This is a genomic window from Streptomyces sp. 549 (assembly GCF_030124175.1).
In the GTDB taxonomy this organism is placed as follows: Bacteria; Actinomycetota; Actinomycetes; order Streptomycetales; family Streptomycetaceae; genus Streptomyces.
Genome location: NZ_JASKMT010000005.1, coordinates 1 through 22,288 on the forward strand (window position 1 = coordinate 1; position 22,288 = coordinate 22,288).

Sequence of the window (22,288 nt, forward strand, 5' to 3'; positions counted from 1 at the left end):
GGGGGGGGGGGGGGGGGGGGGGGGGCGGGGGGGGGGGGGGGGGGGGGGGGGGGGGGGGGGGGGGGGGGGGGGGGGGATTCAGTCCCCGGTTCTGGGGGAGCCCCCGCCCGCGCTGATCATCGCCGACGGGTGGCGGCCGGGCCGCTCGGCGCCGTTGGCCGCCGGGCGTTCGGTTCCGTTGGCACCGGAGCGTTCCGTCCCGTTGGCACCGGGGCGTTCAGCGCCGTTGGCAGCCCGCAACGAGGTCTCCGCCGAGGCGGCCGGCGCCTCGGCACTGCCGTTGATCTTCTCGATGGCCTGCCGGGCCTGGTCGGAAGGGGAACGTCCGGCCAGGGCGACCGGGGCCGGCGGCGTGGCGGCGGCAGTGGCCCGTTCCGGTGCCGGCGCCGCGTGGGCCGGCCGGGTACGCAGCCGGTAGCTCGCCGCCTCGTCCAGCGACACCGGCCGCTGGTGGCGGGCCGCGAGCCGGGCCGCCTCGTGGCCGAGTGCGGCCACGTCGTCCCACCTCAGCCGCAGGACCACGGTGAGTTCGGCCTCGCCATCGGGGAGAGCGTGCAGGGGAAGGCTGCTGCGATCAGTCATCGGCGGACCCTTCGATGCTCGGTGCGCGGGCGCCGCGTGCCGCAGGCGTCCACAGGCAGGTACGCACAACCGGTCAGATTCGTTCACCCGTGCGCCGAGTAGTACGTCCGGCTGCTTCCGGGCTTGCACCCCTGGCCGGAAAGGGCCGCCGGCCAGGTGTTTTCCAGCCGTCGCCCGAATGGCACTGATCCGTTATCTTCCCCGGCATCGAACCGGGTAGGTGTGGTGCGCCAACACGCCGCAGTCCCGGGCGGCATCCCACCGGGAGACCGCCCCAGTGCGGAGACAGCAGAAAGAGGAGCTCCATGAGTTATCCGTCCGCCAACCCCGGCCCGCCGCACCAGGGCAGCCCGCGCAACGGCCTCGGGGTTGCGGCGCTGGTGCTGGGCATCATCGCGCTGCTCACCTTCTGGACGGTGCTCGGCGGCATCGTGCTGGGCCTGGTCGCGCTGGTGCTGGGCATCATCGGCTTCCGCCGGCAGAAGCAGGGCGTCGCGACGAACGGCACGATGGCCATCGTGGGAGCCGTGCTGGGCCTGTTGGGCATCATCGCCTCCGTGGTGATCCTGGCCGTCGGCGTGTCGTTCCTCAACAGCGAGGAGTTCGGCAACCTGACGGAGTGCCTGGAGCAGGCGGAGACCACCCAGGAGCAGGAGGACTGCCAGCGGGAGTTCAGCGACCAGGTGGGGCGCTGACCCTCGGCACGGGCGCTTGGCAGGCCTGACCGGTCCTCAGCACCGCGGCCCTCGGGGAGACCCGGGGGCCGCGGTGCGTCCCGGGCCGGTCAGCCGCCGTCGGGACGCCCCGGCAGGGCGGCGCCGGGCGCGGGGTCGCGCGGCGGGACGCCGCGCCACACCGGGAGCGCCGCCGCCGCGGTGACGACCGCGGCACCGAACAGCCACCCGGCGAGCACGTCGCTGGGCCAGTGCACGCCGAGGTGGACGCGGGTGAGCCCGACGCCGACCGCACTGGTGACGGCCGCGGTCAGGGCCGCGGTCCGCCACCCGCCGGGCGGGAGCAGCCGGTACCCGAGCACCAGCAGGACTCCGCAACTCACCGTGGCGGCCATGGCGTGCCCCGAGGGGAACGACCAGAACGGCGCCGAGTCGACCGGGTCGGCGAACGACGGCCGCTCCCGGCCGACCACCGCCTTCAGCAGGTACTGGAGCGCCCAGGCGGTGAGCGTCACGCCGGCGGCCCAGGCAGCCGGCTGCGTGGCGCCGGCCCGCAGCAGGAGGAGCACCGCGGCCAGCACGGCGCACCGCATGGTGAGCGGGTCCCAGACCCAGTCGCTCAGGATGCGGGAGAGGTGCGTGAGTCCGGGTTGGTCGACGGCGATCCGGTGGGCCCCGTCGGAGACCGCCCGGTCGGCTGCCAGCAGCGGCTGCCAGCCCAGGGCGACGAGCAGCAGCAGTGCCGCGCCGGCCGCCGCGAGTGCCGCACCCGTCCGCAGCAGTGCCGTCCGGGAGTGCGCCGGACGTGGCCGGGGTGACGTCAGGCTGCCGCTGGGACCTCCGATGCCGCGCAAGCCGTCGCTCCTTTCCGCCAGGCCCCCTCCTCCACTCTGGCAGCGTGCGGCGCGGGATCGGGCACGGCCGCGCCGGAGCGCACGAACGCGCGAGGTCCGGCACCCGACGCGGGCGTCCGCGGACGCCGGAACGGGCGGCGCGCGCGGCGGGTGCCGTGCGCGCCGGCCGCTGCCGTCGCCTCACTTCGGGCTCATGTTCCCGACCGCGTCCGGTCAGCCGGTTCGCTCGACGAGGGCCCGGCGGATGAGGAACTTGCCCGGTTCGCGCACCTCCTCGAAAGCGGCGTCGTTGAGCAGCACGCAGCTTCCCGAGGTCGAGGTGACCTCGACGGTGACGGACCGGTTGTTGTCCAGGTTCGTCACCCGCAGCGTGGTCCCCGCGGGGAACTCGTTGCTGGAGGCGGCGGGCGGCCCGGCCTCCCCGGAGAGCGTGACCGTCGAGCCCGCGCACACCTGCTCCCCGTCCGCGCCCTGCGCGGGCGGCGCCGCCCGGGCCGGCGGCTCTGCGGGTGCCTGCGACGCGGGCGGGTCGGCCGGGGCGTCCTGGGCGGGGGGCTGCGCGGAACCCTGGCCGACCTCGCAACCGGACGCCGCCTGCTTGCGCTTGATCTCCTCGACGACCGCTTCCCGGTTGGCGATTCTCGCGTCGGAGAGAGCGTCGGGAGCCGCCCGCTGGTCGGCGATGAACTTCTCGTTGTTGGCCAGGGCGCCCGCCAGCCCGTCACAGGCCACCGACGCCTGGCTGGTTCCGGCCATCACCGCCGCTCCGCCGCCGACCAGGGCGACCGCCGTCACCAGCATCACGATCTTCTTGCGGCGGCTGACCGTTCTCTTCCGGGACACGTGCCACTTCCGTTCCTCGACAACTGGGGCCACGAAGCGCGTCTTTACTCGTGTGTTGCTGGTGAGAACGGTGGCGGGGACGAGTTCTGCTCAGCCGGCGGCCTGCTTTGGCCGGATCTGACAGCTCGCCTCCGGGCCCGCGAGCGGTCGGGGATGATGTCCGGCCGCCGGGACCCGCAGGGGTCTTCCGGGCCCCGGGCGGAACGGTAGGAGGCGTTCCGGGCGTCTCGGGCCTGGCCGAAAGCCGCGCTGTCCGACGCCGTTCGCCGGGCCATCATGAGCGGGTCATGATCTGAACCTGACATGCGGACGGACGGTGGCCCGTGCCCGGAACAAAGCGGACGGTCGGCACGGTGGCGGCGCTCGTCCTCACCCTCGTGCTGCCGCTGCCCGAGGCGTCCGGCAGCGAGCCCGCGCTGCCCGACGGCCCTGTGCACGTGCAGAGCGCCGTCAACGGCCTCAACGCCGCCGACACCGGTGGCGAGGTGCACCTGCACCGGCCGCGCGGCGACGAGGGCAGACAGCGCTGGCGGATCGCGGAGCGCAGCGGCGGGACCTCCGAACTGCGCAGCACCGACGCCCCGGCGCGCTGCCTGGGCCGGTCATCCGGCCAGGCAGTGGCCGTAGTCGCCTGCGACCACGACGACGCCGCCTGGCTGCTCGTCCCCTCCGGCGGTGGAACGTACACGCTGGATGTGCCCGGCGGCGAGCGGCGCCTGGTGCTGGCGGACGCCCCCAGCGGGCAGGTGCACCCGACCCGGCCGCAGCTGACCACCGGAACGGGGGCCGGCACCCGCTGGTACCTGACACCGGTGCCGCTCCCCGTCCGCCCGATGCCGCCGGCCGGTGAACGCACCCTGGACCAGGTCACCTTCCTCACCACCCACAACGCCTACGCCAACGGCGTGGACGGCGGCTTCGCGCCGCCGTTCGCCAACGCCTTCCCCAACCAGTCGCGCGGCTTGCGGCAGCAGCTGGACGACGGGGTGCGCGGATTCATGCTCGACGTGCACCAGACCCCGGACGGCGCCGTCATGTGCCACGGCAGCTGCACCCTGGTGAGCCGCCCCGTGGCCCTGTGGGTGGGCGTCCAGCGCATCGTGGACCACCTGCGTGCCCACCCGGGCCAGTTCGCCACGGTGTTCCTGGAGGACTACGTGCCGGCCACCCTGCTGCGCAGCGAACTGGCCCGGGTCGACGGACTGGCGGACGTGCTGTACCGCCCGGACCGGGAGGGGGTACGCACCCGGGGCTGGCCCAGGATGGCCGACCTCGGCGGTCCCGGCCGCCAGCTGCTGGTGTTCACCGACCGCACCCGGGGCCAGGACGCCTCGGCGGGACTCACCCGGGACTCCTTCGGGGTGATGTACCAGCGCGAGTGGACGGTGGAGAACCACTGGTCGATGGGGCCGGGTCTGGGCGGCAGCGACTGGTCCTGCTACAGCCGGTGGTACGGCGCCGGGGTGAACGTGCCGCTGACCCGCGAGGAACCCGGGTTCCGGCCGCTGTTCGTGATGAACCACTTCCGGGACGTGCCGATCGCGGCGACCATCTCCTCCGACAACGCCAAGCTGCTCAACCGGGCGGAGAACTTCTGTGCGCCCGCCGCGCGCAAGAAGCCCAACTTCGTCGCGGTGGACCGCTACGAGCTGGGGGACGCGGCTGCCGCGGTGGACAGCCTGAACGGCTACACCGTGCATCCCTGAGGGCGCCGGGGCGGGTCGTGCGGCCGAACGGGTGGATGTGAGGGCCCAGCGTGCCTGTCACTTCGCATGATTATGTGCTTTCTGTGAGGGTGGAGGAACGGTAAGTCACCTTTGTCGCCCACGCAGGAGCCCTCATGATCCTTTCGGTCTCCGGCGTCCTCCTGCTCGGAGTGATCGCCTTCCTCTTCTTCCGCAAGGACGGACTCAAGCTCTCGCACGCGGTGGTCTGCGCCCTGTTCGGCTTCTACCTCGCCGGCTCCGCCATCGCACCGGGCATCAAGGCGGGCGGCGACAGCATCGCCAACCTGCTCGGCGGCCTCAGCCTCTGACCGCCGGACGAGGAGGCACACGTCGATGCTGCGGCCCCTGCTGCGCGCCCTGCCCGCCACCGGCCCGTTCACCCGCGCCTGCGGCTACGCCCGCACCGCCGCCGACCACACGGCGGACGTCTGCCGACCGCTGTACGTCCTCGCCCGCGGGCTGGGCAGGCTGGCCGCGGCGGCCCGGCAGTGGTGGGCGCAGACGCCCAAGGACCGGCGCGGCCCCGGACTCTTCCTCGGCGGCGCGTGCCTGCTCGTGCTGTACCTGGCCCCCTACGGGGCGCTGGCCGGCACGGTCGCACTGCTGGGGGCCGCCGCCTGGCTCGGCCGGGACCGCCCCGAACCGGGGCCCGAGGAGCCGGAAGGTCCCGACGAGGAGCAGGCCGCCCGGTTGCAGACCCTCTACGAGGCGCTGGTCCCGTACTTCCACCCGGCCGAGGAGGGCCATCCCGAGCCGCTGTTCACCCACGACGGCACCTGGGAGAAGTCCTTCACCGAGCCCGCCTTCGGCCCCGACGGCCGACTGGCCGACCTGACGCTGCGCTACCCGCCCTACTTCCCCGACGGCGAACCGGCCTCCCGGCTGCGGGTGCAGCAGGTGCTGTGCGCCAAGGCGGGCCGGGGCCGCGAGTACCGCTTCGACTGGGACGAGGAGGGCAACCAGCTCCGGATCAAGGCGCTCGACCCGCTGCCCACCGACATCTGCGCCCAGCGCTTCGTGGTCACGCAGGGCGAGGCCGTGCTCGGCTTCACCGACCCGGACTCCGTGCAGCGCACCCTGCCCGTAGGCGAGGGTGAGGACCGCCGCGACATGCCGCCGGTGGTGTGGCGGACCGGCCCGCGCTCCAGCGAGTCGCACCTGCTGGCCCTCGGCCAGCCGGGCTCGGGCACCACCACGCTGTTGCGCTCCCTGGCCGTGCAGGCCCTGCAGCACGGCGACGTCCTGGTACTGGACGGCACCGGGACCGGCGAGTACTCCTGCCTGCTGGGACGGCCGGGAGTCCTCGGGGTCGAGACGACCCTGGTGGGTGCGCTGGCCTCGCTGGAGTGGGCCGCGCACGAGACGCAGCGCAGGCTGCTCGCCGCCGGACGGGCCCGGCACGACGGCCAGGTCACCCCGGAGAACGTGTGCCGCCCCCTGTGGCTGATCGTGGACCGGCCGGCCGTGCTCAGCCATGTCGCCAGGTGCGAGGGGCGGACCGACCCGCAGGACCTCCTGGAGGGCGCGCTGCGGCACGGCCGCGCGGCCCGGGTCACGGTGGCCCTGGCCGACCAGTTCGAAGGCGCGGACGGGCTGAGCCAGCCGGTGCGCGCCTACACCCGGGCACGGGCCGTGCTGGGCCCGGCCACCCCCGAGCAGGTGCGGGCCGTGCTCGGAGAACCGCCGCCCACCACCCCGGCCTTCGACGTACCGCCGGGCCGCGGGTACGCCCGGTTGGGCAACGGCCCCGTGATGAGGCTCCAGGTGCCCGACACCCCCGACCCGCTGGACGACTGCGCGCCCGAGGCGCACCGGCGGGCCGTGCTGGCCCTGCTGCCGCAGCGTCCGCAGAGCACCGGCTTCCCTCCGCCCCCGGCTGCCGCCCCGCCGCAGCCGGCGGCGGACCCCGCCTGAGCCGCGGGCCGCTTCGACCCACCCTGATCCGCGCCGGGCTCAGGCGACGAAGGTACGCGGCATGTCGCGCTCGCCGGCCGCTCCGCTGGCCACCAGGTCCGCCGCCGCGGCCAGCCGGGACGCGGCCTCCGCCGCCACCGCGCCGCCCACCGTGAACGGCAGCCGCACGTACCCCTCGAAAGCGCCGTCCACGCCGAAGCGCGGCCCGGACGGGACGCGCACCCCCAGCCGCTCCCCCACCTCGGCGATCCGCGAGCCGGACAGCCCGCCGGCCCGCGCCCACAGGGTGAGGCCGCCGCGCGGCACCGTGAACTCCCAGTCCGGCAGCTCCCTGCGGACCGCCGCGACCAGCGCGTCCCGGTTCTCCGCGGCGCGGCGGCGGCGCACCTCCACCGCCTGGTCCCAGCCGTCGGTGGTCATCAGCCAGGCCAGCGCGAGCTGTTCCAGTACCGGGCTGCCCAGGTCGGCGTAGGCCCGGGCCGCGACCAGGTTGCGCACCACGTCCGGAGCCGCCCGCACCCAGCCGATGCGCAGGCCCGCCCAGATCGCCTTGCTCGCCGATCCGACCGTGACGACCACGGAACCGCCCGGGTCGAAGGCCGCCATCGGGCGCGGCAGCCCTTCCCGGTCACCGGCTTCCAGCACCAGTCCGGCCATCGTCTCGTCCACCACCAGCGAGGTGCCCGCCGCCCGGGCCGCCGCCACCAGCTCGCGCCGCTGCTCGTCGGGCACCAGCGCACCGGTGGGGTTGTGGAAGTCGGGGACCACGTACGCCATGCGGGGCGCGGCGGCCCGCAGCGTGTGCTGCCAGGCAGGCAGGTCCCAGCCGGCGAGGCCGTCGGCCATCGCCACCGGCACCAGCCGGGCGCCGACGTCCCGCATGAGCTGGAGCACGTTGGCGTAACTGGGGTGGTCCACCGCGACCCGCTCCCCCGCGGGAGCCAGCAGCCGGCAGATCGCCGCCACCGCCCCCATGGCACCGGTGGTGACCATGATCTGCTCGGGCATCGTCGGCACCCCGCGTGCGGTGTAGCCGTCGGCGATGGCCTGGCGCAGCACGGGCAGGCCGGCCGGGTAGTCGCCGTGCGTGCGTGCGTACGGCGGCAGTTCGGCGAGCGCGCCCTCGAAGGCCCGACTGAGCCACGGCTCGGGCGCGGGCAGCGCCGCGCAGCCCAGGTCGATCATGGTCCCGGCGGCCTCCGGCGGCAGCGGCTCCAGGCCGCGCGCCGGCAGCGGGTTGCCGGCCGGCACCGCCGTCCAGCTTCCGGCGCCGCGGCGCGACTCCAGGAACCCGTCGGCGCGCAGCGCCTCGTACGCGGCGGCGACGGTGGTGCGGCTCACCGCCAGCGCACCGGCCAGTTCCCGCTCGGCGGGCAGCCGCGCCGCCACCGGCACCCGGCCCTCCAGCACGAGCAGCCGCACTCCGTCCGCGAGGGCCCGGTAAGCCGGGGCACGTCGGCCCGCCGTGCCCTCGCCGGAGCCGAGGGCACGTTGCGAGCCGAGCAGCCGGGCGAGCTGCGGCGCACCCACCGCTGAGGTCCACTGGGGCATTCCCGGTCCACCTTTCGCTGATTGGCCGTGGAATTGGCCTTGTTCTGAGTCCAGAGTGACACGGGCAGGGTGATCGGTACACGAGAGGGGCGGGGACGTTGCCGGGTGAGGGTGGCAGAAGGAGGACGGTGCGCAGGCTGGCGCAGCTGTACGCCGGACTGTGGCTGTACGGGGCGAGCTGCGCGTTCCTGGTGCGTGCGGAGCTGGGCCTCGGCCCCTGGGATGTCTTCCACCAGGGTGTCGCCGGGCGCACGGGGCTCTCCATCGGCACGGTCTCGGTGCTGGTGGGCGCGCTGGTGCTGCTGGCCTGGATCCCGCTGCGGCAGCGGCCCGGCCTTGGCACGGTGTCCAATGTGGTCCTCGTCGGCGTCTCCATGGACGTGACGCTGATGATGCTGCCGACGCTGGAGCTGCTCGCGGTGCGCGTTCCGCTGATGGTGGCCGGAGTGGTGCTCAACGGCCTGGCGACGGGCCTGTACATCGCCGCCCGGTTCGGCCCCGGGCCCCGCGACGGGTTGATGACCGGCCTGAACCGGGTGACCGGACGCTCGATCCGGCTGGTGCGCACCGGCATCGAACTCACCGTGCTGCTCACCGGCTTCCTGCTGGGCGGCGCGGTCGGCGCGGGCACTGTGGCGTACGCGCTGGCCATCGGGCCCCTGGCGCAGGTGTTCCTGCGCGTCTTCACCCGCCGGGAGCGGTCCGGTGCCGGTGGGGAGCAGGACGGCGTGATCACGGGGCGGGTGCCGGCCCCCAGGACACGCCGGGTCATACTGCGGCGGTGACCGACGCCGCGCACCCGTTCCTCGACCATCCGGCTCCCCTGGCGTTCGCCCACCGCGGCGGAGCCGGCGACGGGACGGGTCCCGGCCCGGCGGAGAACACCGTCGGCGCCTTCCGGCGGGCCGTGGAACTGGGCTACCGGTACCTGGAGACGGACGTGCACACGACCGCCGACGGCCGGCTGGTCGCCTTCCACGACGCCACTCTGGACCGGATGGCCGGAGCCGGCGGTCGGCTGGCCTCCCTCTCCTTCGACGAGCTGCGGCGGCTGCGGGTGGCGGGGGAACCCGTGCCGCTCTTCGCGGACCTGCTGCGGGAGTTCCCGCAGGCGCGCTGGAACATCGACGTGAAGGCGGACGCCGCCGTGGCGCCGCTGCTGGAGGTGCTGGACGAGGCCGACGCCTGGGACCGGGTGTGCGTCGGCGCCTTCGCCGAGCGACGGGTGGCCAGGGCCAGGGCCCTGGGCGGCCCCCGGCTGGCGACGTCGCTGGGCGCCGCGGGCGTGCTCGGCCTGCGGCTGCGCTCCTACCGGCTGCCGGGACGGTTCCGCGACAACGCGGTGTGCGTGCAGGTGCCGGTCCGCCAGGCCGGGGTGCCGGTGGTGGACGCCGCCATGCTGCGGGCCGCCCACCGGCGCGGCCTTCAGGTACACGTGTGGACGGTGAACGACGCCGCGACCATGCGGGAGCTGCTGGATCTCGGCGTGGATGGCATCATGACCGATCACATCGAGCTGCTGCGTCAGGTGCTGGTCGAGCGGGGGGCCTGGGCCACCTGAGTTCGCCCCCCGGTACGCCGCGGACCAGCGAGGGGGCACGGGTGGGCACGGAGGCCGTGAGCGAGGCCGCGGACGGCGTCGCGGAGCGCAGACGCGAGCAGCGCGGCTGGTACTACTACGACTGGGCCAACTCGGTCTTCTCGACGAGTGTGATCACCGTCTTCCTGGGGCCGTACCTCACGGAGATCGCCAAGGCCGCTGCGGACTCCGACGGCTACGTGTACCCGCTGGGCATTCCCGTGCGGGACGGCTCCTACTTCGCGTACGTGGTCTCCGCCTCGGTGCTGCTCTCGGTCCTGGTGATGCCGCTGGCGGGCGCGGTGGCCGACCGGACGGGCCGCAAGAAGCCCATCCTGGCGGTCTCCGCCTACCTGGGCGCGGGCGCCACCGCGTGCATGTTCTTCCTCGACGGCGACCGCTACCTGCTGGGCGGGGCGCTGCTGATCCTCGCCAACGTCGCCTACGCGGTGTCGGTGGTGGTCTACAACGCGTTCCTGCCGCAGATCGCGCTGCCGGAGGAACGCGACGCGGTGTCGTCCAAGGGCTGGGCGTTCGGCTACGCGGCGGGCGCGCTGGTGCTGGTCGCCAACCTGGCTCTGTTCCTCGGGCACGAGGCGCTGGGCGTGACCGAGGGCACCGCGGTGCGGATCTGCCTGGCGTCGGCGGGCCTGTGGTGGGGCGTGTTCACCCTCGTGCCGCTCCGGCGCCTGCGGGAGCGGCCCGGCGCGGTGCCCGCCGCGCAGGCCCGACCCTCACTGGGCGGCGGGTGGCGGCAGCTGATCACCACCTTCAAGGAGATGCGCAGGTATCCGCTGACGCTGATGTTCCTGCTGGCCTACCTGCTCTACAACGACGGCGTGCAGACGGTCATCTCGCAGGCGTCGGTGTTCGGGTCGGAGGAACTGGGCGTGGACCAGACGACGCTCATCGGGGCCATCCTCCTGGTGCAGGTGCTGGCGATGGCCGGGGCCCTGCTGCTCGGCCGGCTGGCGCAGACCTACGGGGCCAAACACACGATCCTGGGCTCCCTGGTGGCGTGGACGGCCACCGTGACCGGCGGCTACTTCCTGCCCGCCGGGGAGGCGCTGTGGTTCTTCGCGCTGGCCGGCTCGATCGGGCTGGTGCTCGGCGGCACCCAGGCCCTGTCGCGCTCACTGTTCGCCCAGCTCGTACCGAAGGGCAAGGAGGCGGAGTACTTCTCGCTGTACGAGGTGAGCGACCGGGGCACCAGCTGGCTGGGGCCGCTCGTCTTCGGTGTCACGTACCAGCTGACGGGCAGCTACCGGGATGCGATCATCTCGCTCGTGGTGTTCTTCGTGCTGGGTTTCCTGCTGCTGCTGCGGGTACCCGTACGGCGAGCGGCGGAAGCGGTCGGCAACGTGGTGCCGGGTCGGATTTAGGTCTCGGGCCGCAGGGCCGGTAGTGTACGCCTTTGGCTCGCCGGAGGGACCGTTACTGCAGGCACGAACAGCATGACGTTGGGTGACATCTGCCGATAGATGTGACAAAGCGGGCAGTGGCGGGTACAACAACAGGCGGCACGACGGGCGACGCATGTCCCACTACGGGAATCTTCACCGCCGACCGGACGTTGAACGGATGACGACGACAGCGACACCTGTCCTGTGGGCTACCAGCCCGGGAGGCACGATTCATGAGTGAGCGAGCTCTACGCGGCACGCGACTTGTGGTGACCAGCTACGAGACCGACCGCGGCATCGACCTGGCCCCGCGCCAGGCGGTGGAGTACGCATGCCAGAACGGACATCGCTTTGAGATGCCGTTCTCGGTAGAGGCGGAGATCCCGCCGGAGTGGGAGTGCAAGGTCTGCGGCTCCCAGGCCCTCCTGGTCGACGGCGAGGGTCCCGAAGAGAAGAAGGGCAAGCCCGCGCGTACGCACTGGGACATGCTCATGGAGCGGCGCACCCGCGAGGAGCTTGAGGAAGTGCTGGCCGAGAGGCTGGCGGTACTCCGCTCGGGCGCCATGAACATCGCGGTGCACCCGCGCGACAGCCGCAAGTCCGCCTAGGCGGCCGGCGGCAGGGACAACCTGCGAGGGCGGGGAGCGGCACGCGGAAGCGTGCCGCTCCCCGCCCTCGCATGCGTGCGCCCGGCCCGCCTCATGTGGTGAGGCCCCGGACTCCGCGGAGTCCGGGGCCTCACCACATGTCAGCTCAGCCCGCCCTCTCGGGGCGGGTCCTCACGGATGACCTCACCGGGGACGACCTTGCCGTCGGGGCGGTGGATGCGCACCTGCTCACCGGCGGTACGCGCCTGGCGCACGGCGTCGCCCAGGCCGCCGGGCGCGAGGCCGCCTCGTTCCGCCCAGCGGACCACACCCCGGCGCAGCAGGCCCGCGGTGGGCGGGAAGAGGCACAGCAGCCCGAACAGGTCGGAGAGCAGACCCGGCAGCATCAGCAGCAGGCCGCCCAGCATGGCCAGCCCGTTGCCGCCACTGGGGGACGTGCCCGGCGGAGGTCCGCCCGCCTGAAGGCTCTCGGTCAGGTTGCGCCACGCGCGGCGACCGGCTCGTTTGATCGCCAGCGCCCCGAGCAGGAAGCCGGCCGCGACGACGGCCAGCACGCCCAGGCCGCCCGCGAGGTCGGCCAGCAGCAGGAACAGCCAGATCTCCGCGATCACCCAGACGGCGACCGCCAGCGGCACGAACGAGTGGGAGCGCCTGTGCGGCGCACCCGGGCTGCCGGGGCCGGCTCCGGGCCCGTGCGGGCCTGGCTCCTTGGGAAAGTGCTGGGGACGGTTCTCGCCGGTCGTCATGTTCTCAAGTGTGCCTGCGTCCGGTGAGTTTTCTGAAGCGGGACCCCACTCCCCAGGCGGTGACCCGCCACAGGGCCTCGACCACGATGTCCCGGCTCATCTTGCTGTCGCCGCGCTCCCGCTCGACGAAGGTGATGGGGACCTCCACGACCTGGTAGCCGGCGCGGACCGCCCGGTGCGCGAGGTCCACCTGGAAGCAGTAGCCCTGGGAGGCGACCTCCGCCATGTCCAGGCCCTCCAGGGTCTCGCGGCGGAACGCCCGGAAGCCGCCGGTGACGTCCCGGATCGGGATGTCCAGCAGCACCCGCGAGTAGGTGCTGCCGCCGCGGGAGAGCGCCTTGCGCGAGGCCGGCCAGTTGACGACCCTGCCGCCAGGCACCCAGCGCGACCCCAGGACGAGGTCGGCGCCCTTCAGCGCGGTCAGCAGCCGGGGCAGCTCCTCGGGCTGGTGGGAGCCGTCGGCGTCCATCTCGACGAGCACGCCGTGGCCCTGTTCGATGCCCCATCGGAAGCCGGCCAGGTACGCGGCGCCCAGCCCTTCCTTGCCCCGGCGGTGCAGGACCTGCACGTGGTCGTCCTCGGCGGCCAACTCGTCGGCGACCTTGCCGGTGCCGTCCGGGCTGTTGTCGTCCGCCACCAGGACGTGCGCCTCCGGCACGGCCGCGCGGACCCGCTCCACGATCGGCCGGATGTTGTCGACCTCGTTGTAGGTCGGGATGATCACCAGCACGCTGCCCAGGGGGCCACGGCGTCGCGGTGCTTCGTCTTTCACGGCTGCTGCCCCTTCTGGTAGGTCCGTTCCCGCCTGCCGAGCACAACCGCCGCGACGCAGGAGAGGGCGCCCACGATAGCGAGCAGCCACTCCGGAGCGGCCCCGACGCGGTCGGCCACGGTGATGTCGTCCCGCAGCGGGAGTTCCGCGGTGAGCACGTCCTGAGTGAACTCCTCGGTGCGCTGCTCGATCGTGCCGTCGGGTGCCACCACGGCGCTGATGCCGCTCGGCGCGGCGGTGACGATCGCCCGTCCGTGCTCCATCGCCCGCAGCCGCGACATGGCCAGCTGCTGCTCGGGCTGGCCGGTGCGCCCGTAGGTGGCGTTGTTGGTCTGGATGACGAGGGCCCGCGCACCGGACTTCACGGTGTCGCGCACGATGGGGTCGTAGGCGACCTCGAAGCAGATGACGTCGCCGAGCTTGGCCGGACCGACCTGGAGCACGCCGGTGCGGTCGCCGGGCCAGAAGTCGCGCGGGACCCGGTCCAGGCGGGTGATGACCTTGCTCAGCTGCTCGCGGAAGGGCACGTACTCGCCGAACGGGACCGGGTGCTGCTTCGTGTAGGAGGCTCCGGGCCCGGTCTCGGGGTCCCAGACGATGCCCTGGTTCTCCACGTAGCCCTCCCGGGTGGGGTGGTCCACAAGGGCTCCGACCAGGACGGGAACGCCGATCGCGCGCACCGCCCGGTTGATGGCGTCGCCTGCCTCGCGGTAGCGGTAGGGATCGAGGTCGGAGGCGTTCTCGGGCCAGATGACCAGGTCGGGCTGGCGGGCCCGGCCTGCGGCCACGTCCTCGGCCAGTTCCACGGTCGGGTCGACGTGGTTGTTCAGGATCATCATGGGACGGCCCAGGAAGTCCATGCCGGGCTGCTGCACGTTGCCCTGCACCACGGCGATGGTGACGGTGTCGTCGGCGGCGGTGGGGATCGGCACGGCGTAGCCGGTGCCGGCGACTGCGGCGGCGAGCGCGAGCGCGCCCAGCGCGGGTGCCGCGCGGCGCAACTGCGCGGCACCCGCGCTGGGCGCGGGCGCGGGGTCCGCCGGGGCGGGCGCGGGGCCGGCCGACGCAGGCGCGGACGCCGGGTGGGCCGCGTCGGTCGTCGCGCCAGGTCGGCGGAGGCGGTACGCGGCCAGCGCGGCGGCGGCCAGCAGGGAACCAGACAGCGCGACGGCGAACGTGACCAGCGGCGCTCCGCCCAGGGCGGCGAGCGGCGTGAACGGGGAGCCGGTGTTGGCGAAGGCCAGGCGCCCCCAGGGGAAGCCGCCGAGCGGGATGCGGTCGCGGGCGGCTTCCTCCGCGACCCACAGGCAGGCTCCCCACAGCGGCCAGAGCGGCAACCGTGAGGCGGTGGCCAGCGCGGCACCGAGGGCGCACAGGAACAGGGCCTGCAGCACGCACAGGCCCACCACCGCGTCCCAGCCGATGACGTGCAGCCACTTCAGCAGGCCGAGGAAGAAGGCCAGGCCGAACACCAGGCCCGTCCAGGCCCCTTGGCGGGCGGTGCGGCCGCGGGTGAGCAGGGCGAGCGCGGCGACGGCGAGCAGTGACAGCGGCCAGACGTCGTAGGGCGGGAACGCCGCGGCGAGGCCGAGACCGGCGAGCGCGGCACCTGCCGTGCGCGGGAGGCTCCGGCGGCGGGCCGCCACCCAGCGGGTGAGGCGGCCGGCGACCGGTGACCCGCCCTGGGCCTGCGTGCCCGCGGGTTCCGCCGGGCTGCCCGGAGCGTCCGCCGGGGGCGGCGGGTGCGCGGCGGCGGGCGCCGGGGCGGCCTCGGCCGGCGTCCTCGCTCCGGCGTCGGCGGTGGTGTCGGGGCCCGGTGGCACGGTCGCTGCCTTCCTGCAGGTCATGAGGTGATGAAGCTGACCGTACAACGCGAATGGCCCAACGGGGCCCCGGGGACGCGTGGGAGTGGGCGGGATCTCGCCGGAGGCGGTGGGGCGCGCCACCCGGGGTGCAGGGCCCGGAGCGCGGATCGGGCCCGGCGCTCTTCGGGCCGGCCCGGGAACCGCTGGCTGCGGGTCAACCGAAAGCCGTTGTCTACTGAGCGCCGGGCCCTACCCGGGTCGCACCTGCCGACCTGCTGAAACCTTCCGCCCCCGTGCCGCGGGCGCTGGACCTGGCTGCCTGTGGCGGTGTGCCGTGCGGCGCACCACCGTGGCCCAGCGGCGTTCGACGGCTGCGCGGTGCATCGTTCGGTCGGACGTCCTGTGGTGGGACTCCGCCGAACCTACCCGCCGTCTGCGGCTGCCTGTCAACACCCGCCCGACCTGCGGTTTCCTGACGAATCCGCAGGTCAGTGCGGACCGGCCGGACCCCGGCGGACAGCCCGGTCGGTCATCGTTCGGCGGAACGCGGGCCCCGGGATCACTCGTTCGGCCGCCTGTACACCGTGCGCCCGCCGACCACCGTGCGCAGGCAGACCGGGAGTTGGCCGCCGGGGGTGAGGTCGGGCAGGCCGGGCGTGCCGGAGCGCGGGTCGGTGGACCAGTTGGCGACGCGGTTGTCCGGGGCCTGGAGCACCAGCGCGCCGGTGCGCCACAGCGCGTAGTCGGCGGGGGCGCCCGGAACGAGGACACCCGCGTCGTCACGCCCCAGGGCGCGCCAGCCACCCCGGGTGTGCGCGGTGAACGCCGCCCGGACGGAGACGCGGTGCTCGGGCGTGCGGTGGAAGGCCGCCGCCCGGACGGTCCCCCAGGGGTCCAGGGGGGTCACCGGGCTGTCGGACCCCAGCGCCAGCGGCACCCCGGCCCGCAGCAGCGCCGCGTAGGGGTTGAGCGTGCGGGCCCGCTCCACGCCCAGGCGCCGGGCGTACATGCCCTCCTCGCCACCCCAGGCGGCGTCGAACGCGGGCTGCACGGAGGCGGTCAGGGCGAGGTCGGCGAAGTCGGCGACGGTCGTGGCGGTCATCATCTCGGCGTGTTCCACGCGGTGCCGCATCGCCCGGACCCGGGCGAGGCCGACCCGGTCGGCTGCGGCCCGCACCCCGGCGGTGACGGCGCTGATCGCCGCGTCCCCGATCGCGTGGAAACCGGCCTGCAGGCCCGCCTCGGTGCAGGCCGCCACATGGGCGGCCACCGCGTCGGCGTCCAGTAGCGCCGAGCCCCGGTGGTCGGCGTCCGCGTAGGGCGCGTGCAGGTGGGCGGTGTGCGAGCCGAGCGAGCCGTCTGCGAACAGGTCGCCCGCTGCGCCTGCCGCGCCCAGTTCGCGGATCCGTGCGGCCCCTTTCGCGGAGGTGACGGGTTCGGCCCAGTACCCGGTCACCCGGGGACCACCGCCCTCGGCCGCCAGAGCCAGCAGGGCGGTGAAGTCGTCCTCGCTGGAGATGTCCGGCCCCGCGCACTCGTGCAGCGAGCCGATGCCCAGTTCGGCGGCGCGGACCAGCGCGGCCCGCTGGGCGGCGGCGCGCTGCGCCGGGGTGATCGAGCCGAGCGCCGCCGCGCGCACCGCGTGGTGGGCGGCGCCGGTCAGCGGGCCGTCGGTCGCGAACCCGGGTAGCTCGCGAACTCCGGGCACCAGGTCGAGCAGCGCGGTGGTGGCCAGCGCCGAGTGCACGTCGGCGCGGCTGAGGTAGAGCGGACGGCCGCCGCTGGCGGCGTCCAGCTCGGCCCGGGTGGGCGGCAGGCCGCCGGGCCAGTCGGTGGCGTCCCATCCGTGCCCCAGCAGGATGCGCTCCTCCCGGCGGGCCTCGGCGTGCTGCCGGACGCCGGCCAGCGCGGCGGCGGGAGTGGGCGCGCCGGACAGGTCGAGGCCGGTGAGGGCCAGCCCGGTCGAGGTGGTGTGCACATGGGCGTCGGTGAAGGCGGGGGTGACCAGGGCCCCGTCCAGGTGGACCGTCTCGTCGACCCCGTCGGCGAAGGAGTCGGCGGCACCCTCGGAACCGACCCAGGCGACGGCGTCGCCCTCCACCACCATGGCGGTGGCGAAGGGGTCGGCCGGGCTGTGGACCTCACCGCCGCGCAGCAGGACGGTACGGGGCGGTCGGCGGGGGGTGGTGCTGTCGCTCATGGGGCCAGTCTCCCGCGCGGCGCGCCGGCCGGTGGACCGGGGTCCCGTCCCCCGGTGACGCTCAGATGCGCGGCGGGCGGGCCTCGTAGGGCGTGGAGAGCACCACGGTCGTGCGGGTGGAGACGCCGGCGAGCGAGCGGATGCGGGCCAGCAGGTGCTCCAGCTCGATGGGCGAGGCGACGCGGACCTTCAGGATGTAGTTCTCCTCCCCCGCGACGCTGTGGCAGGCCTCGATCTCGGGCACGTCGGCCAGCCGTTCGGCGATGTCGTCGGGCGCGCTGGGGTCGAAGGGCTTCACCGAGATGAACGCGGTCAGCGGCAGCCCGACGGACTCGGGGTCGACAAGCGCCGTGTACCCCCGGATCACCCCGCGCTGCTCCAGCCTGCGCACCCGCTGGTGCACCGCCGAGGTGGACAGGCCGGTGGCCTTGCCCAGGTCGGTGTAGCTCATCCGCCCGTCCTTGACGAGCAGTTCCGCGATCTGTCTGTCCAGCTCCTCCACAGAACGCAACTTACTGTGCCCGGCGCGCTCCGGCACAGTGGACGCCCCACGAGGGCCCGGTGGACGCGCCGGTGTGACGAAGGCCACACCCGTGCTGCCGTGTCCACCGGCTGACCGCGATTATGCGCCTGGCACGCCGGGAAGTGCTTGCTGTGGCCGAGCTCCGTGCGCCGGCCGGCTCACCCGAGGGGGATCACATGCAGACCGTGAAGCCGATGGGCACCAAGGCGGCGGAACACGTCGGGACCGGCGCACCGGGCGCGGAGTTCGACGAGGGGGCCGCCGGGGGCGAGCCCTACGAGGGGTGGGAGGCCTACCGGGTGGGCTGCCCGGACTGCGCACGCCCCATCGCACTGTTCGCCCACGAGCCGGTGCTGCCGCGCCACGCACTCTGCCCGACGCCGTGGGACCCGTTCGGGTTGACGGTGTGCCAGGGCTCGGGCCGCCCGGTCGCGGACGCGCTGCCGGCTGGGACGTCCCTGCTGAGCGCGGACGAGGACGCTGCGGCCCGCACACTCCCCCAGGGTTTGGACTGGCGGACGCAGCCCTTCTCGCACGCGGGCGGTCCGGGCTCGCGCCCGGTGCGCGTGGTGCGCCGGCCGCAGCGGGTCTGAAGCCGCGCCGCCGGGGCACCGGCGCAGGCTGCCCGCGGGTGGCGCACAGCGGTCCCGTGTGCCGTGGCACAGCGATCCCGGCGGGACGCTAGCAGTACACACATCCGGCCGCCGGGTCTTTGTCCGTTGGTGATGAAGCTTCCACACACCCTCCTCCTGGGGCGTTAGCGTCCGCTCTCATACAGGGCGCTCGTGCACCGAGGAGGACAACTACGCATGGTCAACGGCAAAGCGGTGGCTTCTGGCCGCGCGGTCGGGACAGCGCTGGTCGTCACCGCGCTGGCAGCAACGCTGGCCGCACTACTGCTTCCCGTGCATCTTTTTCCCGGCGCCAACCCGGTCGCGGCCGGGTCGGTGAACTTCGACGACGACGGTCGCGGCACGGTGGCCACCGAGTACGGGCCGCTGACGCCGCTGGACCGCGACTTCGTCCGCAAGGTGCGGCTCGCCGGCCTGTGGGAGTTGCCCGCCGGACGCCAGGCGCAGGAGCGCAGCTCACGCGAGACGGTCATCGAGGCGGGCAAGCACCTCATCGAGGGCCACACCGAACTGGACGAGAGGTCCATCGAGGCCGGACGCGCGCTGGGCATCGAGCTGGCCAACCAGCCGAACGCCCAGCAGCAGGGCTGGCTGGCCGAGATGAACGCGGCCCAGGGCGACGACTTCGACCGGGTCTTCGCGAACCTGCTGCGCGCCGCACACGGCAAGGTCTTCGGCCTTGTCGCACAGGTGCGGGCCGAGACCCGCAACTCCATGGTCCGCTCGCTGGCCACGCGGGCCAACGCCGTCGTGCTGGACCACATCACCGTGCTCGAGGAGACCGGGCTCGTCGACTTCGAGGCGCTCAGCTCGGACGGGGGAGCTTCCCGGCCCGTGCAGCCCTCCACCGCGACGCCGGGTGTTCTCAGCACTTCCCGACCGCCGAGCACGCCGGGTGAACCGAGCGACGAGGGCGACACGAGCGCACCGAGCGGAGCCAACTGATGAGCAGAAAGCTCTCCGACAGACGCGGCCAGGGGCACAAGCGGTCACGCAAGGGTGTCAGAACCCTCGCCCTGGTCGCGGCCCTCGCCGTAGGCGGAGGCGGCACGGCGATCGTCGCCGCGAACGCCTCCGCGGGCAACCACAGCCCCGCGCCGCGCACCGCGGCGCAGCCGTCGACCGGCCCCGCGCAGGTGGCGGCGAAGGGCCCCCGAACGATCAACTGCCCGGACGCGGGCGAACGCCTGCGGGATGTGCCGGAGGCGTCGAAGCGCGCCGTCGCGGCGCATCTGGCGCGGCTGGACGCCCAGGTCGCCGCCGCCTACCACCGGCTCGCCAAGGGCCGCTCCTCCGAGCGGGCGGTACTGGCGAAGCTGAAGAGGTCCCGCAGCCACTCGCTGGACCGGATCAACCGGGCCATCACCCGGGCCGGCGGCCAGGCGCCCGAACTGCGTTCGCTGCGCGTGTGCACGGTGAAGAAGAAGTGGCCGCTTCCGGACAGCACCCGGCCGGCCGCGCAGCCGACGCTGCCCGCACCGCCCGACGGTGCGCCCCCGCAGGGCGGGCCGGTGCCCGAGGACTTCGTCGACATCACCTCGGTCCAGCCCGTCGCGGCCGGGCCGGCGCCGGGCGGGAACGCGTCCACCGGCACCTTCGTGTCGCGGTGCGGCACCAACGAGCGCGGTCACTTCAACTCGGACAACGTCATCGTCGCGCCCGGGGTCAGCAACGGCGCCCACCACGTGCACGACTACGTGGGCAACGTGTCCACCGACGCCTTCTCCACCGAGGAGAGCCTGGCCGCGGCGGAGACGACCTGCACCAACGGGGACCGCTCCAGCCACTACTGGCCGGTGCTGCGGTCGCTGAGCGAGGGCGACGCCGGTGCGCAGGCGCGCGGACCCGGCGCCGACGAGCCGGGCAACGCCCCTGACGGCAACGTGGGGCGCATCCTCCAGCCGGCCGAGGTCTCGCTGACCTTCCGGGGCAGCCCGGTGAGCAAGGTCACAGCGATGCCGCGCTTCCTGCGCATCATCACCGGCGACGCGAAGGCCTTCACCAACGGCACCGCCAACGCCAACGCCTCGTGGAGCTGCACCGGTTTTGAGGACCGCCAGCTGACGGACCGCTACCCGATCTGCCCGCAGGGCAGCAAGGTGGTGCGCACCTTCGCCTTCCAGAGCTGCTGGGACGGTCGGAACACCGACAGCGCCAACCATCGCACGCATGTCTCCTTCGCCGGGCCGGACGGCAACTGCGGGCCCGGATTCACCGCGATCCCGCAGCTGGTCCAGCGGATCGTCTACGACATCCCGCCGGGCACCGCGTTCGCCCTGGACAGCTTTCCCGAGCAGTTGCACAAGCCGGTCACCGATCACGGCGACTTCGTCAACGTGATGGACGACCGGTTGATGCGCAAGGCCGTGAAGTGCATCAACAGCGGACGCAACTGCGGCTGACGCACCCCGGGGGCGGCGGTTTCGCCGCTCCCACTCACAGGTACGGCCGAACGGCCCCGGATGTTCATCGCTCCGGGGCCGTTTCCCTGTCCCGGTTCCGGCCGGCATGCTTCGCCGCTGGCCGGAACCGGGGTCAGAGTCCGTTGACTCTCGCCTCCCGCGCCACCCCCAGCGGGCGCAGGCCGGTGGTGACGCCCCTGGCCCGGCGCCCGCCGCGGGTACTTCGCCGTCTGACGTTGGCCATCAGCCGCCGACTCCGCAGCGTCATCTCCAGTTCGAACCGGGTCCGGGGGTCTCGCAGCGCCGCGCCGAAGAGCTTCTCTATCTGCCGGAGCCGGTATCGCACCGTCTGCGGGTGGACTTGCAGCGTGCGCGCGGCTTCGGGTGCTCCGCCACCCTCCAGCCATGCGAGCAAGGTCACTTCGAGCCGCTCGCTCTGCCGGGGGGTCAGGTCGTCGAGCGGGGTCAGCCACCGCGCGGTGAGTGCCCGGCTCAGCGACTCGTCCTGGAGGAGGAGAAGCAGGGTCAGGTGGTCGTCGACGAACACGACGTCCGGTGCGGAACCAGGGCGGGAGGGTGAGAGGGCCAGTAGCCGCCGGGCCCAGTTCAGCGAGGACGCCGTGTCGCCCAGCGGTACCGGATGGCCGACCGCCGCGGTGCGTCCACGCAGCACGTTCTCCAAGGTGGCGCGGGTTCCGGCGCCCTCGTCCGGCACCAGCAGGCAGGTTTCGCCGTCGGCCAGGCTGAGCAGGGTGTCGCCGAGTACGGCAGCGAGTTGGGCGGCCTCACCGGGCGAGGTGAGGACCACCGCGCGGACGGTGTCCGGCAGCGGCCAGCGCGCGGACCGGGCGAGTTCGGCGAGCGGCGCCTCCGGCGCACAGGCGTCACCGGTCAGCGCGGCGAACAGGTTGCGGCGGGCCCGGTCGATGGGCACGGGGGTGGCCACCGGCTCCCGGACCGGACGAGCCGCACTTGGCTCGTCCTGGTAGCCGAGCACGGTCAACAGTGCCTGCTCAACCGCCCAGTTGATGTCCTCTCGGTCAACAGTGGACGGAAGTACCGAAAACTCCGGTGTGCTGCGCTGCAGTACCTCGACCACCTGGTCAGCGATGGTGGGGAGTTCCTTTCTCACAACTCGGGTCCACTCACCGCGGGGTCGCGACCAGATGCGATTCAGCAGTTCACACATCTCTACCTCGTTCCTGCCGGGTGCGGATCCCGCCCGACGCGGGGGGAGGGGGCGGGTCCGCGGAGGTGGTGTCCCTCTCCAGTTCCCGGATCTGGTGAGGGAGTTGGAACACTCAAGCAACCTTTACTCGGATCGGGTTAGTCCGGACCAAACATTGGGTAAGGCCCTGGACCTTCTGGAGGGGCATCATCCGCAGGGGTGCACTGTAGCGGCGACGCCAGTACAGGAATTTGTCACAGGACGATAAATCTTATGAAGGTTCCGCGAAGTTCGACGATGCTTCT

At 73.6% G+C, this 22,288-nt stretch carries 21 protein-coding genes; 11 read left to right on the plus strand and 10 right to left on the minus strand.

Features of this window, described 5'->3' with window-relative positions:
- Window positions 1-78: 78 nt before the first annotated feature.
- Window positions 79-582 (minus strand): hypothetical protein, encoded by a 504-nt coding sequence (locus QNO07_RS27535; RefSeq protein ID WP_349636814.1) that lies wholly within the window; start codon window positions 580-582, stop codon window positions 79-81.
- 305 nt (window positions 583-887) lie between these two features.
- Between QNO07_RS27535 and QNO07_RS07670 the strand changes: the two genes are divergently transcribed.
- Window positions 888-1,277 (plus strand): DUF4190 domain-containing protein, encoded by a 390-nt coding sequence (locus QNO07_RS07670; protein ID WP_283990906.1) that lies wholly within the window; start codon window positions 888-890, stop codon window positions 1,275-1,277.
- 89 nt (window positions 1,278-1,366) lie between these two features.
- Here QNO07_RS07670 and QNO07_RS07675 read toward each other — a convergent pair whose 3' ends face one another.
- Both QNO07_RS07675 and QNO07_RS07680 read right to left on the minus strand, forming a co-directional pair.
- Window positions 1,367-2,110, minus strand: a complete 744-nt coding sequence (locus QNO07_RS07675) for a phosphatase PAP2 family protein (RefSeq protein WP_283990907.1) — start codon at window positions 2,108-2,110, stop codon at window positions 1,367-1,369.
- Window positions 2,111-2,323: 213 nt separating this feature from the next.
- Complete coding sequence (locus QNO07_RS07680) at window positions 2,324-2,953, minus strand: SCO2207 family protein (protein WP_283990908.1); 630 nt, start codon at window positions 2,951-2,953, stop codon at window positions 2,324-2,326.
- A 323-nt stretch (window positions 2,954-3,276) separates the two neighbouring features.
- On the opposite strand from QNO07_RS07680, the gene QNO07_RS07685 reads away from it, so the two are divergent.
- The 3 genes from QNO07_RS07685 to QNO07_RS07695 all read left to right on the plus strand — a co-directional run bounded on the left by QNO07_RS07685 (window position 3,277) and on the right by QNO07_RS07695 (window position 6,594).
- Window positions 3,277-4,659, plus strand: a complete 1,383-nt coding sequence (locus tag QNO07_RS07685; RefSeq protein ID WP_283990909.1) for a phosphoinositide-specific phospholipase C-related protein — start codon at window positions 3,277-3,279, stop codon at window positions 4,657-4,659.
- 134 nt (window positions 4,660-4,793) lie between these two features.
- On the plus strand, window positions 4,794-4,988 hold the full coding sequence (locus tag QNO07_RS07690; protein WP_283990910.1) for a hypothetical protein: 195 nt from the start codon (window positions 4,794-4,796) through the stop codon (window positions 4,986-4,988).
- A gap of 25 nt (window positions 4,989-5,013) precedes the next feature.
- Window positions 5,014-6,594: a hypothetical protein gene (locus QNO07_RS07695; protein ID WP_283990911.1), complete on the plus strand. Its 1,581-nt coding sequence runs from the start codon at window positions 5,014-5,016 to the stop codon at window positions 6,592-6,594.
- A gap of 39 nt (window positions 6,595-6,633) precedes the next feature.
- Here the strand turns inward: QNO07_RS07695 and QNO07_RS07700 are convergent, their stop codons facing one another.
- Complete coding sequence (locus tag QNO07_RS07700) at window positions 6,634-8,145, minus strand: SCO1417 family PLP biosynthesis transcription factor (protein WP_283990912.1); 1,512 nt, start codon at window positions 8,143-8,145, stop codon at window positions 6,634-6,636.
- Window positions 8,146-8,243: 98 nt separating this feature from the next.
- Here QNO07_RS07700 and yczE point away from each other — a divergent pair, with 98 nt between their 5' ends.
- The 4 genes from yczE (at window position 8,244) to QNO07_RS07720 (ending at window position 11,735) form a co-directional block, all read left to right on the plus strand.
- Window positions 8,244-8,930, plus strand: coding sequence for a membrane protein YczE (gene yczE / locus QNO07_RS07705; RefSeq protein ID WP_283990913.1), 687 nt, complete (start codon window positions 8,244-8,246; stop codon window positions 8,928-8,930).
- Window positions 8,927-9,706 carry a glycerophosphodiester phosphodiesterase family protein gene (locus QNO07_RS07710; protein ID WP_283990914.1) on the plus strand — a complete coding sequence of 260 codons (780 nt, stop codon included), beginning with the start codon at window positions 8,927-8,929 and terminating at the stop codon, window positions 9,704-9,706. The genes yczE and QNO07_RS07710 overlap by 4 nt, the downstream gene beginning before the upstream one ends.
- Window positions 9,707-9,747: 41 nt before the next feature.
- Window positions 9,748-11,106, plus strand: coding sequence for an MFS transporter (locus QNO07_RS07715; protein WP_283990915.1), 1,359 nt, complete (start codon window positions 9,748-9,750; stop codon window positions 11,104-11,106).
- Window positions 11,107-11,360: 254 nt separating this feature from the next.
- Complete coding sequence (locus QNO07_RS07720; RefSeq protein ID WP_283990916.1) at window positions 11,361-11,735, plus strand: RNA polymerase-binding protein RbpA; 375 nt, start codon at window positions 11,361-11,363, stop codon at window positions 11,733-11,735.
- Window positions 11,736-11,875: 140 nt separating this feature from the next.
- Here QNO07_RS07720 and fxsA read toward each other — a convergent pair whose 3' ends face one another.
- The 5 genes from fxsA to QNO07_RS07745 form a co-directional block, all read right to left on the minus strand.
- Window positions 11,876-12,481 (minus strand): FxsA family membrane protein, encoded by a 606-nt coding sequence (fxsA, locus tag QNO07_RS07725; RefSeq protein WP_283990917.1) that lies wholly within the window; start codon window positions 12,479-12,481, stop codon window positions 11,876-11,878.
- 4 nt (window positions 12,482-12,485) lie between these two features.
- A complete protein-coding gene (locus QNO07_RS07730) occupies window positions 12,486-13,253 on the minus strand; it encodes a polyprenol monophosphomannose synthase (protein ID WP_283990919.1) in 768 nt (255 codons plus the stop codon).
- Complete coding sequence (lnt, locus tag QNO07_RS07735) at window positions 13,250-15,100, minus strand: apolipoprotein N-acyltransferase (protein WP_283990920.1); 1,851 nt, start codon at window positions 15,098-15,100, stop codon at window positions 13,250-13,252. Before lnt ends, QNO07_RS07730 begins: the two co-directional genes overlap by 4 nt.
- A 517-nt stretch (window positions 15,101-15,617) precedes the next feature.
- A complete protein-coding gene (locus QNO07_RS07740) occupies window positions 15,618-17,258 on the minus strand; it encodes an amidohydrolase (protein WP_283990921.1) in 1,641 nt (546 codons plus the stop codon).
- A 61-nt stretch (window positions 17,259-17,319) separates the two neighbouring features.
- Complete coding sequence (locus QNO07_RS07745) at window positions 17,320-17,760, minus strand: Lrp/AsnC family transcriptional regulator (RefSeq protein ID WP_283990922.1); 441 nt, start codon at window positions 17,758-17,760, stop codon at window positions 17,320-17,322.
- Between the two features lie 197 nt (window positions 17,761-17,957).
- On the opposite strand from QNO07_RS07745, the gene QNO07_RS07750 reads away from it, so the two are divergent.
- The 3 genes from QNO07_RS07750 (at window position 17,958) to QNO07_RS07760 (ending at window position 20,815) form a co-directional block, all read left to right on the plus strand.
- Window positions 17,958-18,374: a hypothetical protein gene (locus QNO07_RS07750; protein WP_283990923.1), complete on the plus strand. Its 417-nt coding sequence runs from the start codon at window positions 17,958-17,960 to the stop codon at window positions 18,372-18,374.
- Between the two features lie 216 nt (window positions 18,375-18,590).
- On the plus strand, window positions 18,591-19,358 hold the full coding sequence (locus QNO07_RS07755) for a DUF4142 domain-containing protein (RefSeq protein WP_283990924.1): 768 nt from the start codon (window positions 18,591-18,593) through the stop codon (window positions 19,356-19,358).
- A complete protein-coding gene (locus tag QNO07_RS07760) occupies window positions 19,358-20,815 on the plus strand; it encodes a DUF1996 domain-containing protein (protein WP_283990925.1) in 1,458 nt (485 codons plus the stop codon). Before QNO07_RS07755 ends, QNO07_RS07760 begins: the two co-directional genes overlap by 1 nt.
- A gap of 133 nt (window positions 20,816-20,948) precedes the next feature.
- On the opposite strand, the gene QNO07_RS07765 is transcribed toward QNO07_RS07760, so the two are convergent.
- On the minus strand, window positions 20,949-21,947 hold the full coding sequence (locus QNO07_RS07765; protein WP_349636815.1) for a PucR family transcriptional regulator: 999 nt from the start codon (window positions 21,945-21,947) through the stop codon (window positions 20,949-20,951).
- Window positions 21,948-22,288: the final 341 nt, after the last annotated feature.

Excerpts from the sequence above, each read along its gene's own strand:
- QNO07_RS07670 (WP_283990906.1), top strand. The coding sequence starts at position 888 with ATGAGTTATCCGTCCGCCAACCCCGGCCCGCCGCACCAGGGCAGCCCG.
- QNO07_RS07695 (WP_283990911.1), top strand. The coding sequence starts at position 5,014 with ATGCTGCGGCCCCTGCTGCGCGCCCTGCCCGCCACCGGCCCGTTCACC.
- QNO07_RS07740 (WP_283990921.1), bottom strand. The coding sequence starts at position 17,258 with ATGAGCGACAGCACCACCCCCCGCCGACCGCCCCGTACCGTCCTGCTG.
- fxsA (WP_283990917.1), bottom strand. The coding sequence starts at position 12,481 with ATGACGACCGGCGAGAACCGTCCCCAGCACTTTCCCAAGGAGCCAGGC.
- lnt (WP_283990920.1), bottom strand. The coding sequence starts at position 15,100 with ATGACCTGCAGGAAGGCAGCGACCGTGCCACCGGGCCCCGACACCACC.
- QNO07_RS27535 (WP_349636814.1), bottom strand. The coding sequence starts at position 582 with ATGACTGATCGCAGCAGCCTTCCCCTGCACGCTCTCCCCGATGGCGAG.
- QNO07_RS07700 (WP_283990912.1), bottom strand. The coding sequence starts at position 8,145 with ATGCCCCAGTGGACCTCAGCGGTGGGTGCGCCGCAGCTCGCCCGGCTG.
- QNO07_RS07750 (WP_283990923.1), top strand. The coding sequence starts at position 17,958 with ATGCAGACCGTGAAGCCGATGGGCACCAAGGCGGCGGAACACGTCGGG.
- QNO07_RS07720 (WP_283990916.1), top strand. The coding sequence starts at position 11,361 with ATGAGTGAGCGAGCTCTACGCGGCACGCGACTTGTGGTGACCAGCTAC.
- QNO07_RS07760 (WP_283990925.1), top strand. The coding sequence starts at position 19,358 with ATGAGCAGAAAGCTCTCCGACAGACGCGGCCAGGGGCACAAGCGGTCA.
- QNO07_RS07690 (WP_283990910.1), top strand. The coding sequence starts at position 4,794 with ATGATCCTTTCGGTCTCCGGCGTCCTCCTGCTCGGAGTGATCGCCTTC.
- QNO07_RS07755 (WP_283990924.1), top strand. The coding sequence starts at position 18,591 with ATGGTCAACGGCAAAGCGGTGGCTTCTGGCCGCGCGGTCGGGACAGCG.